Annotated in this window: 16 protein-coding genes, 2 tRNA genes and 1 pseudogene; 11 read left to right on the top strand and 8 right to left on the bottom strand. The window is 70.0% G+C overall.

Annotation, left to right across the window (positions count from 1 at the left end; all coding sequences use genetic code 11):
- Nucleotides 1–23: 23 nt before the first annotated feature.
- Nucleotides 24–467, bottom strand: coding sequence for a hypothetical protein (locus tag ABZ806_RS23670; protein WP_500219538.1), 444 nt, complete (start codon nt 465–467; stop codon nt 24–26).
- A gap of 183 nt (nt 468–650) precedes the next feature.
- On the opposite strand from ABZ806_RS23670, the gene ABZ806_RS23665 reads away from it, so the two are divergent.
- From ABZ806_RS23665 to ABZ806_RS23630, 8 genes are all read left to right on the top strand, one after another.
- A complete protein-coding gene (locus ABZ806_RS23665) occupies nt 651–1,310 on the top strand; it encodes an HAD family hydrolase (protein WP_500219537.1) in 660 nt (219 codons plus the stop codon).
- A 44-nt stretch (nt 1,311–1,354) separates the two neighbouring features.
- Nucleotides 1,355–3,217: a DNA helicase RecQ gene (recQ, locus tag ABZ806_RS23660; protein WP_500219536.1), complete on the top strand. Its 1,863-nt coding sequence runs from the start codon at nt 1,355–1,357 to the stop codon at nt 3,215–3,217.
- 93 nt (nt 3,218–3,310) lie between these two features.
- Nucleotides 3,311–3,784, top strand: coding sequence for a hypothetical protein (locus ABZ806_RS23655; RefSeq protein ID WP_500219535.1), 474 nt, complete (start codon nt 3,311–3,313; stop codon nt 3,782–3,784).
- Between the two features lie 80 nt (nt 3,785–3,864).
- The gene (locus ABZ806_RS23650) at nt 3,865–4,548 is read left to right on the top strand and encodes a response regulator transcription factor (protein ID WP_500219534.1); all 684 of its coding nucleotides are present in this window, start codon (nt 3,865–3,867) and stop codon (nt 4,546–4,548) included.
- Nucleotides 4,545–5,894 carry a sensor histidine kinase gene (locus ABZ806_RS23645; RefSeq protein WP_500219533.1) on the top strand — a complete coding sequence of 450 codons (1,350 nt, stop codon included), beginning with the start codon at nt 4,545–4,547 and terminating at the stop codon, nt 5,892–5,894. Before ABZ806_RS23650 ends, ABZ806_RS23645 begins: the two co-directional genes overlap by 4 nt.
- Nucleotides 5,895–6,003: 109 nt before the next feature.
- Nucleotides 6,004–6,978, top strand: a complete 975-nt coding sequence (locus tag ABZ806_RS23640) for an alpha/beta fold hydrolase (protein ID WP_500219532.1) — start codon at nt 6,004–6,006, stop codon at nt 6,976–6,978.
- Nucleotides 6,969–7,826: an SDR family NAD(P)-dependent oxidoreductase gene (locus ABZ806_RS23635; protein ID WP_500219531.1), complete on the top strand. Its 858-nt coding sequence runs from the start codon at nt 6,969–6,971 to the stop codon at nt 7,824–7,826. The genes ABZ806_RS23640 and ABZ806_RS23635 overlap by 10 nt, the downstream gene beginning before the upstream one ends.
- Before the next feature lie 548 nt (nt 7,827–8,374).
- Nucleotides 8,375–9,010, top strand: coding sequence for an acetate uptake transporter (locus ABZ806_RS23630; protein WP_500219530.1), 636 nt, complete (start codon nt 8,375–8,377; stop codon nt 9,008–9,010).
- Between the two features lie 317 nt (nt 9,011–9,327).
- Here ABZ806_RS23630 and ABZ806_RS23625 read toward each other — a convergent pair.
- Nucleotides 9,328–9,400 (bottom strand) — tRNA-Arg (locus tag ABZ806_RS23625).
- Between the two features lie 178 nt (nt 9,401–9,578).
- Between ABZ806_RS23625 and ABZ806_RS23620 the strand changes: the two genes are divergently transcribed.
- Nucleotides 9,579–10,007: a hypothetical protein gene (locus ABZ806_RS23620; RefSeq protein ID WP_500219529.1), complete on the top strand. Its 429-nt coding sequence runs from the start codon at nt 9,579–9,581 to the stop codon at nt 10,005–10,007.
- Nucleotides 10,008–10,145: 138 nt separating this feature from the next.
- Nucleotides 10,146–10,234: transfer RNA gene (locus ABZ806_RS23615), tRNA-Ser, on the top strand.
- 164 nt (nt 10,235–10,398) lie between these two features.
- Here ABZ806_RS23615 and ABZ806_RS23610 read toward each other — a convergent pair.
- The 5 genes and pseudogenes from ABZ806_RS23610 to ABZ806_RS23590 all read right to left on the bottom strand — a co-directional run bounded on the left by ABZ806_RS23610 (nt 10,399) and on the right by ABZ806_RS23590 (nt 13,342).
- A complete protein-coding gene (locus ABZ806_RS23610) occupies nt 10,399–11,043 on the bottom strand; it encodes a hypothetical protein (RefSeq protein WP_500219528.1) in 645 nt (214 codons plus the stop codon).
- 545 nt (nt 11,044–11,588) lie between these two features.
- Entirely contained in the window at nt 11,589–11,714 is a 126-nt protein-coding gene (locus ABZ806_RS23605; protein ID WP_500219527.1) for a hypothetical protein, read from the bottom strand.
- Between the two features lie 184 nt (nt 11,715–11,898).
- Nucleotides 11,899–12,375 carry a YdeI/OmpD-associated family protein gene (locus tag ABZ806_RS23600; RefSeq protein WP_500219526.1) on the bottom strand — a complete coding sequence of 159 codons (477 nt, stop codon included), beginning with the start codon at nt 12,373–12,375 and terminating at the stop codon, nt 11,899–11,901.
- A gap of 223 nt (nt 12,376–12,598) precedes the next feature.
- Nucleotides 12,599–12,820 (bottom strand): annotated as a pseudogene (locus ABZ806_RS23595) (VOC family protein); the annotation flags it as partial.
- 108 nt (nt 12,821–12,928) lie between these two features.
- The gene (locus ABZ806_RS23590; RefSeq protein WP_500219525.1) at nt 12,929–13,342 is read right to left on the bottom strand and encodes a VOC family protein; all 414 of its coding nucleotides are present in this window, start codon (nt 13,340–13,342) and stop codon (nt 12,929–12,931) included.
- A 302-nt stretch (nt 13,343–13,644) separates the two neighbouring features.
- Between ABZ806_RS23590 and ABZ806_RS23585 the strand changes: the two genes are divergently transcribed.
- Complete coding sequence (locus tag ABZ806_RS23585) at nt 13,645–14,232, top strand: TetR/AcrR family transcriptional regulator (RefSeq protein ID WP_500219524.1); 588 nt, start codon at nt 13,645–13,647, stop codon at nt 14,230–14,232.
- A gap of 99 nt (nt 14,233–14,331) precedes the next feature.
- On the opposite strand, the gene ABZ806_RS23580 is transcribed toward ABZ806_RS23585, so the two are convergent.
- Nucleotides 14,332–14,970, bottom strand: a 639-nt coding sequence (locus tag ABZ806_RS23580; RefSeq protein WP_500219523.1) for an IS256 family transposase, incomplete at its 5' end; no start/stop codon positions are given.

Here is a 14,970-nt window from a genome sequence, read left to right as displayed (position 1 = left end):
GGACGTCCGGTCATCATCGCGGACTACTCGTTGCGCTCGAAGAAGGGGGAGGCGGCGGGGGTACGGGGCCGGGGCGCGACGCGGACGCCCTGCACAGCGGCGGCCGCCGGCTCGGGCTGCGGGCCTCGCGCGGGCCGCGGGGAGTTCTGCCGGACGCGGGCGAGTTCGCGCTCCAGGCGGCGCTTCTCCATCTCCAGCGTGGTCAGCGACTCCTCGTGCTCTTCGCGCAGGTCGCGCAGGTCGCGGCGGTTGCGGATGCGGCGGCCGGCGCCCGAGACGGTGAGCGCCATGCCGAGGACGAACACGACGGCCACGCCCGCGCCGGCCAGGAACACCTGCCATTCGTTGTTCAGTCCCGGCACGCTCTGGCCGAAGACGACGAGGTGCGCGGCGTCGGTGTTGTCGAGGACGACGCCGGCACCGACGGCGATGGCGGCCGCGACCAGGAGAAAACCGAGGAACACCATGGGCGGATCTCCTCTGCAGTGACTCCGGAGGGGGTTCGGAGGTGCACCACGATGCCAGACCGAAACTGGATCATGTCGGATTCGCGGCATAAATCCGGTACAGCGGGCCCGTCCGGGAGGCGGTTCTGCCCCGGCGGCAGGGGGTAGTGGACCGGAAATCGCGCCGAGATCACTGGAGGTCCCATGTCCGTGCAGGCCATCGTGTTCGACCTGGACGGGGTGCTGATCGACTCGGAACCGGTGTGGGAGCGGGTGCGCCGCGCCTACGTCGCCGACCACGGCGGACGCTGGCTGCCCGACACCCAGGACCGGCTGATGGGGATGAGCACCGAGGAGTGGGCCGACTACATCGCCACCGATCTCGTCGACGGCGTCACCGCCGACGACGTGGCCTACGAGGTGATCGACCAGATGTCGCAGCGCTACGCGAACGGGCTGCCGCTGCTGGCGGGCGCCGAGGAGGCCGTCCGCCGGATGGCCGGGTACCGCCCGCTGGGCCTGGCCAGTTCGTCCCCGCGCGCCCTGATCGACCTGGTGCTCGGCGAACTCGGGATCGAGCACCTGTTCCGCGCGACCGTGTCCACCGAGGAGGTCGAGTTCGGCAAGCCGGCACCGGACGGGTACCTCACGGTCGCCGCGCGGATGGAGGTCCCGGCCGGCGACTGCGTCGCCATCGAGGACTCCAGCAACGGGCTGCGCTCGGCGCACGCGGCCGGCATGACGGTGGTCGCGATCCCGCGCCCGGCGCATCCGGCGGCGCCGGACGCGCTGGCCCTCGCCGCGCACGTCGCCTCCGGGCTGGCCGAGGTCACCCCGGATCTGCTGGAGGTTATCCACAGGTGAGGGTTTCGGGGACGGGTGTCGGCGGCGGTTCATAGTATGGGCCGATGACTTCCCCCGAGACAGCGGAGACACTGGAGACCCCGGAGACGCTCGACGTCCTGCGGCGCGTGTTCGGCTACGACGCCTTCCGGGACGGCCAGCGGGAGATCATCGAGCATGTGGTCGCCGGCGGGGACGCGCTCGTCCTGATGCCGACCGGCGGCGGGAAGTCGCTGTGCTACCAGATCCCGGCGCTGGTCCGGAAGGGCACCGGCATCGTCATCTCGCCGCTCATCGCCCTCATGCAGGACCAGGTGGACGCGCTGCGCGCGCTCGGCGTCCAGGCCGGCTTCCTCAACTCCACCCAGGACTTCGACGAGCGCCGGGTGGTCGAGGCCCAGTTCGTCGCGGGCGAACTCGACCTGCTGTACCTCGCGCCCGAGCGGCTCCGGCTCCCCGCGACCGTCGACCTGCTCGACCGCGGCGACGTCGCCCTCTTCGCGATCGACGAGGCGCACTGCGTGTCGCAGTGGGGGCACGACTTCCGCCCCGACTACCTGATGCTGTCCGGCCTGCACGAACGCTGGCCGGACGTCCCGCGCATCGCGCTCACCGCGACCGCCACCGAGGCGACCCGCGGCGAGATCGCCGCCCGCCTCAACCTCGAACCCGCCCCGGGGGCGAACACGCGGCATTTCGTCGCGAGCTTCGACCGTCCCAACATCCAGTACCGGATCGAGCCGAAGACCGACGCCAAGCGCCAACTCCTCCGCCTCCTGCAGACCGAGCACGCGGGCGACGCCGGGATCGTCTACTGCCTCTCCCGCAACTCGGTCGAGAAGCACGCGGCGTTCCTCACCGAGAACGGCATCGAGGCCCTCCCCTACCACGCGGGCCTGGACGCCGGGACGCGCGCCGCGAACCAGTCCCGCTTCCTGCGCGAGGACGGCCTCGTCATCGTCGCGACCATCGCGTTCGGCATGGGCATCGACAAGCCCGACGTCCGCTTCGTCGCCCACCTCGACCTGCCCAAGTCCGTCGAGGGCTACTACCAGGAGACGGGGCGCGCCGGGCGCGACGGCCTCCCGTCCACCGCCTGGCTCGCCTACGGCCTGCAGGACGTCGTCAACCTGCGCAAGATGATCGACGGCGGCGAGGGCGACGCCGCGCACCGGCGCCGCCAGGGCATGCACCTCGACTCCATGCTCGCCCTGTGCGAGACGGTCGAATGCCGCCGCGTCCAGCTCCTCGACTACTTCGGCCAGTCCGGCGAGCCCTGCGGCAACTGCGACACGTGCCTGATCCCGCCCGAGACCTGGGACGCGACCGTCGCGGCCCAGAAGGTCCTCTCGGTGATCGTGCGGCTCGACCGCGAACGCCGCCAGAAGTTCGGCGCCGGGCACATCATCGACATCCTGCTCGGCAAGCGGAGCGCCAAGGTCATCCAGTTCGACCACGACTCGCTGAAGCCCTTCGGCGTCGGCACCGAACTGCGCGAGGCCGAGTGGCGCGGCGTCGTCCGCCAGCTGCTCGCCCAGGGCCTGATCGCCGTGGAGAGCAACCACGGCACGCTGCTCCAGACCGACACCAGCGGCGACGTCCTGCGCGGCGAGCGCAAGGTGATGATGCGCCGCGAGCCCGAGCGCCCCGCCGCGAAGGCGGCGAAGACCGCCAAGGCCGCGAAGGCGCCGGTCGACCTGCCCGCCGAGGCGATGCCCATCTTCGAGCGCCTCCGCACGTGGCGCGCCGCCACCGCCAAGGAGCAGGGCGTCCCCGCCTACGTCATCTTCCACGACGCCACCCTCCGCGAGATCGCCACCGCCCTCCCCGCGACCCTGACCGAACTCGGCCGCGTGAACGGCGTGGGCGAGAACAAGCTCGCGAAGTACGGCGACCAGGTCCTGGAAACCCTCGCCACCGCCGACTGACCGCCTCCGGGGACGTTGCCGAAGGTGAACTCCCAGGGTTCTCCCAGGATTATCGGAGGACTCCTGCCAGCCGCCTCGGGTTGGATGAGCCGCATGCGTACCAAGACCGTCGCGGCCGGGGCCGGCGCCGCCGGGCTCCTCGGGCTCGGGCTGTACCTCGCCGTTCCCGCGTCCGCCGCCGATCCCGCCCCGTCTCCGTCCGCCTCCCCTAACGCGAAACACGCTCATCCCAGGCATCCCGGCCATGCGGGGAAGGGCCACCCGTTCCGGCGGGCCCGCGCCTTCCGCGGCGTCCACGGGGAGGCGACCGTCCAGCGCAAGGACGGCTTCCACCTCGTGACCTGGCAGCGCGGGCAGATCACGTCGGTCTCGTCCAGCGGGGTCACCGTCCGCAGCGCCGACGGCGTGTCCTGGACGTGGACGGCGGGCGGCGACACCCGCGTCCGCAAGGACGGCGAGAAGGCCGCCCTGAAGAACCTCGCCACCAACGACAAGGTCCTCGTCACCGGCGAACGCTCCGGCGACACCCGCACCGCCCACCTGATCCGCGCCCCCAAGCGCCGCTGACGCCGGCGCGCACACGGCGGCCGTCGCGGGTCGAGCGGGCGGTACGTTCGGGCGGGAGGACGTCCAGCGAAGTGGGGGCGATGAGCGAGAGCCGGCGCGTGCTCGTCGTGGACGACGAGGACAACATCCGCGACCTGATCGACGTCGCGCTGCGCTTCCACGGCTTCGCGACCGTCACCGCCGCCACCGGCGAGGACGCGCTGCGCGCCGCCCGCAGGGAGCGGCCCGACCTCGTCCTGCTGGACGTCATGCTCCCCGGCATGGACGGCTTCGAGGTGTGCCGGCGGCTCCGCGCCGACGGCGACCAGGTCCCGGTGATCTTCCTGACCGCGCGGGACACGCCGTCCGACACCGTCACCGGGCTCACGCTCGGCGGCGACGACTACGTCACCAAGCCGTTCTCGATCGAGGCGCTGGTCGCGCGGGTGCACGCCGTCCTGCGCCGGGCCGCCCCAGCCGCGTCCTCGCCGGACACCGTCCTGCGCGTCGGCGACCTAGAACTCGACGAGGCGCACTGGACGGTCCGGCGCGGCGGCGTGGACGTCGACCTGTCGCCGACCGAGTTCCGCCTGCTCGCCTACCTGATGCGGAACGCGGGCGTCGTACTGTCCCGCGCCCAGCTGCTCGACGGCGTATGGGGCTGGGACCACGGCAACCCGCAGGTCGTCGAGACCTACATCAGCTACCTGCGCCGCAAGCTCGACCCGCTCGGCACGCCGCTGATCCACACCCGGCGCGGGGTCGGCTACGCGCTGCGGCCATGACGCTCAACGCCCGCCTCCTCGCCGGGCTGCTCGCGGTCACCACCGCCGGGCTGGCCATCATGGGGCTGGTCAGCGCGCTCGTCCTGAACGGGTACCTGATGCACCGGGTGGACGAGCAGCTCCAGGCCACCCGCGACCGCGCCGTCGCCCGGCTGCGTCCCGGCCTCCCCGAGCAGGGCGTGGCCCCCGCCCAGTTCGTGGTGCTGGGCGTCGCGGCGGGCGGACGGGTGCGGGTGCTCAGCGGCGACGCCCCGAACCCCGACCGCGCCGTGACCGCGATCGAGAAGCTCGGCCCGGACGAGCTGGCCGCCCGCGCGCGCACCCTCGAACCGTTCTCCCTTCCCGGGCTGCGCGCCGTGGCCCGCCCCTGGCGCAACGGCACCGTCGTCGTGGCGGCCCCGCTCGGCGAGATCCATGCGGCCGTCCGGAACCTGGTGCTGTCGGAGGTCGCGACGGCGGCGCTGCTGCTCGCCGTCCTGATCGTGCTCGGCCGGCGGCTCATCGGGCGCGGCCTGCTGCCGCTGGACCGGATGGCCGCCACCGCGCACGCCATCACCGCCGGCGGCGACCTGCGCGCCCGCATGCCCGCGCCTGGCCGGCGCACCGAGACCGACCGGCTCGCCGCCGCCATCAACGTGATGCTGGAGCGGATCGAGCAGGCGTTCTGGGCGCGCAGCCGGTCCGAGGCGCGGGTGCGGGAGTTCGCCGCCGACGCCTCGCACGAGCTGCGGACGCCGCTCACCACCATCCAGGGCTACGCGGAGCTGTACCGGCACGGCGCCCTCGGCCCGGACGAGCTGCCGGACGCGATGCGCCGCATCGAGGGCGAGGCCCGCCGCATGAACGCGCTGGTCACCGACCTGCTGGAGCTGGCCCGGCTGGACCGCGAGGCGTCCCTGAGCCCGGTTCCGACGGACCTGGCCGTCCTCGCCCGGGACGCCGTGGCGGACGCGACCGCCGCCGAACCCGACCGTCCGGTAGGGCTGGACGCCCCGGACACGCTCATCGCCACCGTCGACGAGTCGCGCATACGCCAGGTCTTCGCGAACCTGCTCGCCAACGTCCGCGCCCACACACCCCCCGGGACGCCCACGACCGTCCGCCTGGCGCCAGGTCTGATCGAGGTCGCGGACGAGGGGCCGGGCATGTCGCCGGAGAACGCCGCGCGCGCTTTCGAACGCTTCCACCGCGCGGGGAAGGGCACCGGCGGGACGGGTCTCGGCCTGCCGATCGTGGACGCCATCGCCGCCGCGCACGGCGGCCGCGCCGAGATCCGCACCGCGCCGGGCGCCGGTACGACCGTCCGCGTGACGCTCCCGATGGCCGACGGGGGCGGCTCCCACTGAGCGGGACCTCGCGGCGCTCCGGGCGACGGGGTGCTGCACAGTCGGTCGCACATCGCCCCTGGCCCTCACATCTGTCGAACCTGAGCCCCTGAGCCCTGAGGAACCGCGCATGGCCGGCTGGAGTCATCGGTACGCGAAGATCAACGGCCTCGACGTCCACTACGTGGAGGAGGGGACCGGGCCGCTCGTCGTCCTGCTGCACGGCTTCCCGCACACCTGGTTCAGCTGGCGCCACCAGATCGGGCCGATCGCGGACGCCGGATTCCGCGTCGTGGTGCCCGACATGCGCGGTATGGGGCAGACGTCCGGCCCGGCGGACCCGCACGAGTACGCCCCGGACCGCATCGTCGGCGACGTGACCGGCCTCCTCGACCACCTCGGCGCGGAGAAGGCCGTCTTCAGCGGCCTCGACTTCGGCCTGTACGCCGCGTACGACCTCGCCTACCATCGGCCCGAGCGGATCGCGGCGATCATCGGGCTGGAGAACCCGTTCATCACCCCGTCCGCCGAGCCGCCGCTGGCGATCGCCGCCCGGCAGGCCCGGCGGCACTTCAACCACATCCACTACTTCGTCGCGTCCGGCACCGCCGACGACGACCTCGCCGCCGCGCCCCGCGAGTTCCTGCACAAACTGTTCTACGCGCTCTCCAGCGACTACCACTACCTCGACGTCTGGCGGCAGCCTCCGGGGACGACCTACATCGACGCCCTGCCCGACGCGCCGCCGCTCCCCTGGACGTGGCTGACGGACACGGAACTGGAGTCCTACGTCGCCGACTACAGCCGCAGCGGCTTCACCGGCGGGCTGAACTGGTACCGCGCCATGGACCTTTCCTGGGAGTACCGGAAGTCGTACACGGGCCGGAAGAACCCCGTCCCGTTCTACTTCATCGGCAGCGAGCAGGACGTCGACCTGGAGGCGTGGCACGGCCACGACCCGCTGAACCACCTCGGTGATCACTACGACGATCTGCGCGCCGTCCGCATGATCAAGAACGCCGGGCACATGATGCAGATGGAGAAGCCCGGCGAGACCACCGCGGCGATGCTGGAATTCCTGGGGGAGACGAAGAAATGGGCCTGACCGAGAACCGGGTGGCGGTCGTCACCGGGGCGAGCCGCGGCGCCGGAAAGGGAATCGCGCTGGCCCTCGGCGAGGCCGGGGCGACGGTGTACGTGACCGGACGCACGCGCACCGAAGGCGAACTCCCCGGCACGGTCTTCGCCACCGCGCAGGAGATCACCGAGCGCGGCGGCACCGGCGTCCCGGTGATTTGCGACCATTCCGACGACGCCCAGGTCGAGGCGCTGTTCAAGCAGGTCGAGCGCGAGACGGGCACGCTCGACATTCTCGTCAACAACGCCTTCACGATTCCCGACGGACTGGCTCGGAAGGGCCCCTTCTGGGAGAAGCCGCTGGCGCTCCAGGACATGTTCGACGTGGGAATGCGCTCCGCCTACGTGGCGAGCTACTACGCGGCCCCGCTGCTCATCGACGGCGACGGCGGGCTGGTCGTCAACACGTCGTCCTTCGGCGGACGCTGCTACATGCACGGCCCCGCCTACGGCGCCGGAAAGGCCGCCGTCGACAAGATGGCCCACGACATGGCCGTCGACTTCAAGCCCTTCGGCGTCGCCGCCGTGTCCCTCTGGATGGGCCTACTGAAGACCGAGCGGAACAGGGCGCTCTTCGAGGGCGTCCCCGACCGCTACCAGTCGTTCGCCGCCGGAGCCGAGTCCCCCGAGTTCAGCGGACGGGTGATCGACGCCCTCGCCCGCCACCCCGAGCGGATGCGCTGGACCGGCCGGGTCCTCATCGGCGCCGAGCTCGGCGAGGAGCTGGGCGTCGTCGACATCGACGGCCGCAGCCCGCACTCGCACCGCGCCATGCTGGGCGACCCCCCGACCTTCAGCGACGCCGTGGTCGACTGACGCACTGTTGGCTAGCCGGTCTAATAACATCCGTCCCAGCAGCCCATTCGGCACCCCGGGATGACCGGTAACATCCTGACCACGACTTGTCGATAATTCGCACAGCTAACTTCAACTCGGGCGCCGCAGGGCAAAGGTGCCGCCGAGGTCGGGCAAAGACACGCCAGGGTAGCGACTTCCGCACCCCAACTCGATCACCTCCGCGGCCACCGAGAAGGCCCCTACCCTCCCAATTCAACTTTGATGACTTTGCTTTGCGGTGATACGTCGGGAATATCCCGCGAACAGGGTCCTGACCGGGCGCGCCAACGGAGTTATGATCCGAATCGGGACCGTCCGGATAACGGTCTCCGCAGTTCAGGGACGCATCTGACGCCGTCCGAATAGCGCCGGATGCCTGGCATGACGGTGAGGTCGGACACTATGGGACGACGATCCCGCGGGTGCGACCTTCCCCGACGTCCGTTGCCGCTTTCCTTCGTCCATCCCTGCCCGGCCCGTACGAGACCGAGCGAGACACGGCGATGGGACTCCACCAAGGAGGCACCATGACCTACGTCGAGCAAGAGTCCACTCCGCAGACACCGCCCTCGGCCGCCGACCCCGCGCCCCTGGGCCTCGCGGCCTTCGCCCTGACCACGTTCCTCCTGTCCGCCAAGAACGCCGGCTGGACCGACGGCACCGACGCCTGGCTCGGCTACGCCCTCGCCTACGGCGGCCTCATCCAGCTCCTCGCGGGCATGTGGGAGTTCCGCAACCGGAACGTGTTCGGCTGCACGGCGTTCTCGTCGTACGGCGGTTTCTGGATCGGCCTCGGGCTGTACGTCGTCCTCGTCGCCGGCGGCACCACCCCCGCCCAGGAGGCCAACGACCTCGGCTGGATCCTCCTCGCCTTCGCGATCTTCAACACCTACATGATGCTGTGGGCCACCCAGGTCAACCAGGCCATCCTCGCCGTCTTCGTCACCCTGGAGGCGACCGAGATCATCCTGTTCATCGGCCAGTTCTCCACCAGCGAGAACACCATCAAGATCGGCGGCTACATCGGCGTCCTCACCGCCATCTGCGCCTGGTACGCCTCCGCCGCCGGCGTCATCAACGGCATGACCGGCCGGACGCTCCTGGGCGTCGGCCGCCCCCTCTTCACGCACCTCACCACCAACCCCGGCCCCCAACCCCACTGACCGCCACCCCCCACCCTCCAGCGCCCCCGCCCCCCCCCCCAGCGGGGGCGCCCCCATCTCCCCCCAGCCCCAGCCGCCCGGCCAAGGCGAACCGGCTTCCCCCACCACCCCCAGATGTCTTGCCGGCCCCGGTACTGGACTTGATCCAACACCGGGCCCACGACCATCACCTGCTCCAAGGAAGGCGATAGCCACCGCCTCCTCACCGCAGCCTGAACACCACCCGCCCCCACGGCGCCGCCCAACTCACCCCGCCGCGCCCCCTGGCACACGCAAAAGCCCCCTTGCGGAAGATCGCAAGGGGGCTTTGACCTGGGTGCACCCGAAGGGATTCGAACCCCTAACCTTCTGATCCGTAGTCAGATGCTCTATCCGTTGAGCTACGGGTGCCTGCCGCAGCTAACTGTACCGGCTCCGCGGACCTGTCCGCGAATCGGTTCTGGAAAGCGAGGGCCTGGAAGTGTGACTTGGGTCACGGAACCTGTCGTGGCGACGGTACGCCCAAGGGAGATCGAGACGGGAGATCTTGTGCCCGTCCGAACCCCCGACCCCCCAAAGGAGAACCCTCATGCGCATGTCCGCCGCCAAGCTGGTCGGCGTCGTCGCCGTCGGCGGCTTGATGCTCGGTTCCACAGGCTGTGGCGCGGTCGACGCCATCACCGGTGGCAAGAAGACGACCGCATGCAAGAACATTGAGACCGAGCTGCGGAACTTCTCCACCGGCGGCCTGTCGACGTCGCAGAGTGGCGCGTCCGCGACCGCCCAGAAGTTCAAGGACACGGCCTCCAAGGTCCGCTCGGAGGGGCAGAACGCCGGCGGCGACGTCGAGAGCGCCGCGACCGCGTTCGCCGGCGACCTCGACAAGACCGCCGAGATGCTGCAGAACCTGAGTTCCGGCAACACCTCGTCCGCCGGACGGCCCGACACCGCCGCCATGCAGCGGCACGGCAACGACCTGGCCAAGGCCTGCGGGTTCAGCGGGTTCCGCCTGGGATGACGCACCGGCGCATCGCTCCCGCGGCCCCGGGAGCGGCGCGCCCGTGGCGCTTTCCCACTATGCTTCTGTGGCCACGGGACGCAGGCTTTGCCGGTTGGCTCGCCGAACCGGTAACCTGTCCTGAGCCTGATGGCTACTGGAGGATTCGCCTAGTCCGGTCTATGGCGCCGCACTGCTAATGCGGTTTGGGTTCACGCCCATCCGGGGTTCAAATCCCCGATCCTCCGCCTCTCTGACCAGGGACTTCGTCCAAGATCTCGATCTGGACGAAGTCCCTGTCGCTTTCCGGGATGTCCGCTTTGCTAGCCCTGGATAGCACGTGGTGAGCACGAGATGTCGTGGCGGCGTCACCGAGCCCAGGTCAGAGCCCCGAAGTGGATCAGCTGAACGACTACCCTGCGTGTTCGGTTCGGCTTCTGTGCCGGTCCGCCGGCGAGATCACGTTCGGCGGGACCGAGGGTCTCGCCTGCTCGTCTGTCGCATCGTCGGCGGACATGCGTGGGACGACGGCTGCGACAGCCTCAGCAGCGGCTCTCGATACCTCTGGAAGGACAGAGGTGTAGGTGTCGGCGGTGAACGAGTGGCGCGAGTGCCCCAGGGTCTCGCTGATCACCTTCATGTCGACCTTGCCGAGCAGCGCCAGCGTGGCCTCCTCATTGCGCAGGTCGTGGAAGCGGATCGGCGGCAACGGGACGCCTTGGATCGCCCCTCGCACGGCCCTTTCGCTGACGCGGTGCTGCCGCGTGATCCGGTCCGGCGGCCAGCCCTCCTCGATATGCCGCCGACGGACGCGTCCGTGCTTTTCGATGAGGTCGTCGAACCGCGTGGATATCCACCAGGGCAGGCCGGGACAGGTGTGGGCGGCGTCGAGGTACCAGCGCAGGTAGGCGGGTGGGATGTCGCGCCTGGCCTCGGCGGTCGGCGCGCCCGCCAGGTCTGAGCCGGTGCCGGCGGCGGAGTCGTGGCCGGCGCCCAGGACGAGCAGTCCGGTCAGGAGGGCGAGGGTGGCGGCGCAGGCGGTGGCGGCGGCCTTCACCGGGCAGGCCGCTGGAGCAGCTCTGGGTGGTTACTCGGTGGGGTCGTGGGCGCCGGTGCGGGCGCGGTGCTGGGCGCGGTACCCGGCGCCCTTCTTGGGCTGGTCGGTTGGGTCATGGGCGGCTTCCCCGGATTGGCGGTGGGGCTGCCGCAGCACCTCGCGGACTGCTTGCCAGGAGTAGCGGAAGTCCTTGCCGGTCTTGAGGGCGGGGATCTGTCCGGCGTTGAACCGTTAAGCCTGGGTGAGCCCCGTCTCGGTGCCGGTGGATCCGAACTCCAGGGCCACGAGCACGATGGCGGTTCCGATCCAGATCGGCCGCGGATTGCATCCGATGACCCGCGCGACGCGCTCCCAGATGCCGCACTCGGTCGTGGCGGATGGCCGCGCACAATTGGCTGACTCACGGCTTCCCCGGGCACCGGACCGGCTGACGGCGCCGGCCTGCCGGATGCTCAACTCGCCGCGATCTTGCCGAGTGCATGGCCGCGGCCGGCCAGCTCCGGGATGAAGAATTGGCCGGCCGCGGCGTCCTGCGCGGGTATGTGTCAGGTGGTGTTCAGCGTCTCGGTGGCCACAGCGCCGATGCACATGGTGAGCGCCCCCTGGGATCGCGCGGGCTGGCTGGCACCGCGCCAGCCCCACCGGCGCGACAGTTCGCCCTCGCCGTCCATGCCCCTGCACACCTTCGGCTACGCGGGCCTGAAGGGCACCCGAAAGTCTCTAAAAGCCATATGGCCGTGCACTCTCGGCTCACCTCTTATGTTTGCGTTCGGTGGTTTACGTGAACGCAGTGGGGCAATTCGATACGAACCAACATGAATATCGGGCTAGGAGAGCTACAAGATGGGCTTTACCTCAGTCTTCCTCCGTCTCTTGGTCCCGGCCTGGACGGGTGCTTTCCGCTCGCAGTGCCGAAAGAACTCGGTCGATGCGGCGTGCCCGCGTTTCTGGCTTCTTCGCGCCGTCGACCGCGAGGATGTGGCGGCGTCGGCGAGTGTGGGACAGACGGTCGTAGGCGGCCCGGGCCGTCGGATCGGCGTCTAGTGCGCGGGAGAGGTCCGTAGGTTCGACGAGGGCAGGCGGCTCGGTGTCGAGTTCCACCTCCACCTCGACCTCGTCGCCCACGGCGACGCCTGCGGCCGTCCGGTTGGCGTTGCTGAGGCCGAGCAGATGGCGGCCGCGCATGATGGCGACCCTGCTCTGCCATGAGTGTCCGTTGATGGTGATCGTCACCCTCGGTCGCGCGCTTCCGCCGAGTTCCTCGACGACCTCGGCGGGGACCTCCAGCCCCCGCATGGGCTCCGGCGGCTCGACCACGGTGCGGAACTTCACGAACGTCTCCTTCTGTCACTCCAGATCGCCACGGCTGCGTGGGCCCTCGCCGCCAGGGCCCACGCGCCAGGCAGGCGGTCACGAGGCGCAGGTCGTGACCTTCCACAGGTACTCGTCGGGGTCGGCGAAGTAGCCGAGGTAGCCGCCCACTGAGCGGGGCCGCTTCCCTGACCACGCTGCCACCGGCCCCGACGGCCTTACTGATCGTCTCGTCCACGGTGCCCCGTGAGTCGGGGTTCAACTGAAACGAGGCTCCGCGGAACCCGGATCCCTCGGGCGAGACGCGTGCGCCCTTGGCCGCGGCGTCCCACTCGTAGAGGGCGAACTGCGGCGCCCCCTCCCCGAGGTGGAACGAGACGAAATGACGGGTGTCCTTGGCGATCTCGCATCCCAGACCTTCGGCGTAGAACCGTTTGGCGCGGTCCAGGTCATCGACGCCGAGCATGAGGGCGCTCATCTACGGTGACACAGTGTTCTCCTCAGAGGTGTCCGCTGGCGGAAAGGGTGTTCTGGAGTGCCCGGGCCGGTGTCCGGGGCACCTGGACCGCGTGAGCTACTCGGCGTAGGGCTGGTCCTCGGCCTGATCGCTGTAACCGAGGCTCCAGATGTAGCCTTCGGGGTCGGCGAAGGTGCCGCCGTAGCCTCCCCACGGCAGGGGACCTGCGGGCTTGAGGACCGTGGCGCCGGCCTTCTCGGCCTCCGCCAGGACCTCGTCGACCCTCGTCTGGCTGCGGACGACGTAGGTGAGGACCAGGCCGCTGAAGCCGCTGCCTTCGGGGCTGATGCCGACTTGGTCGGCTAGGCCCTCCCGGCTGTAGAAGCCGACGGGCGAGGCGCCGTCGGAGTCGAAGAACACCGAGATGCCCCAGTCGTCCTTGATCGTCCAGCCCAGTCCGTCGGTGTAGAACCGCTTGGCGCGGTCCATGTCCCGGACGCCGAGAAGGATGGAGCTGACGTGGGCCTTCATGCATGTCTCCTTACTCATGGTGTCTTCCGTTCCTTGGTTGTCAGTTGACGAACACAAGGCACCGGTGACCCGATCCCTGGGACAGGTGGGCTCTTTGTCTTGCATCACCGATACTTCGCCCGCGCCCGACCGCAAGCCGGATCGCCGCGGTCACACCTGCGCACCGGCGATGAGGGATGCGTCCACCTGCTCCTCTGTTCAAACCGACCCTCGGACGGAAACGCAACGTTACGTTCTAGAGAGTATCGAGTTCGTTGGATATGTCAATACGTAACGTCACGTTTCGGCGATAGAGTGGACTCATGGCGAACACGACCGGTCGTGGTGCGCGCTCTCGCGCGACGATCCTGCAGGCGGCACTCGAGTTGTGCGCGGAGCGCGGCTACAACGCGGTGACGATGGAGGCGATCGCGACACGCGCGCAGGTCGGGAAGCCCACGCTGTACCGCTGGTGGCCCTCTAAGGGGATGCTGTTCCTGGATGCGCTGACCGAGCGGTTCGGCGAGCCCTACTTCCAGGTCGGCGACACCGGGGACATCGTCGCCGACCTCCGCGACTGGCTGCACCGCGTCACCGACCTGTTCTGCGACCCGGTTTCCAGCGACCTTGTCGCGGGGGTCGCCGGGACGGCGCAGCACGACCCCGAACTCGCCGCCATCACCCACCGGCAGGTCCACCTCACCTTGTCGGGCCGCAACCAGGACCGGATCCGCGCCGCGCAACGCAACGGCCAGCTGACCGGCTTCGACCCCCTGCTGCTCGAAGACCTGCTCGTCGCGCCGCTGTGGTACCGCTTGCTGATCACCGGCCGGCCTGTCAGCCACGCATACGCCGACACGGTCCTGACCACCGTCCTCAGCGCCGCCCGCCCACCGTCCGACGACGCCTGAACCCGCCCACCCGGCGCAAGACCGCAGCACACGCCAGGGAAGGCAGAGGTTGTAACTTCAGGTGTGGAAAGTCCTTGCAGGTAGATGGTGAAGTCGGCTTTACCTGATGCGTCCTGGATAGGCCTCGGCGAGTTCGTTGAGTGCTTCGCGCCAGCCGGCGGCGCGTTGTCCTTCGACGAGGCGTGTGGGCTGGAAGGCGTGCTTGTCGCCTTGTTCGCGTTTCGCGGCGCGTTCGCGGGCGCGTTTGTCCTCGATGTTGACGATGGCCAGCCATAGCAGCTTGACCACGGCGTCGTCGGTGGGGAAGTGCCCGCGGGCCTTGGTGACCTTGCGGAGCTGGTAGTTCAGCGACTCGATCCCGTTGGTGGTGTAGAGCAGCCTGCGGACCGGGCGGGTGAAGGCGAAGAAGGGCGTGAACCGCTCCCAGGCCGCCTCGAACACCCGCACCGCTTGGGGGTACTTCTTGCCGAGGTCGGTGTCGGCGAACGCGGCCAACGCGTCCAGTGCGGCGTCGGCGTCCACGGCGGTGTAGACCTTCTTCAGCTCCTTGGCGACCGCGCCGGCGTCGCGGCGGGCGACCGGACGCAGCGCGTTGCGGATCAGGTGGACCACGCAGGTCTGCACGATCGTGGCCGGGAACGCGCCGCCGATGGCGTCCTCGAAGCCCTTCAGCCCGTCGCAGCAGGCGATGAGGATGTCGCGGACGCCGCGGTTGCGCAGGTCGGTCATCACCTGCCC

This window comes from Spirillospora sp. NPDC047418 (genome assembly GCF_040643275.1).
GTDB lineage: Bacteria > Actinomycetota > Actinomycetes > Streptosporangiales > Streptosporangiaceae > Spirillospora.
Note: the sequence above shows the minus strand (reverse complement) of the source record. Positions and strands in the feature narration are given on the sequence as shown.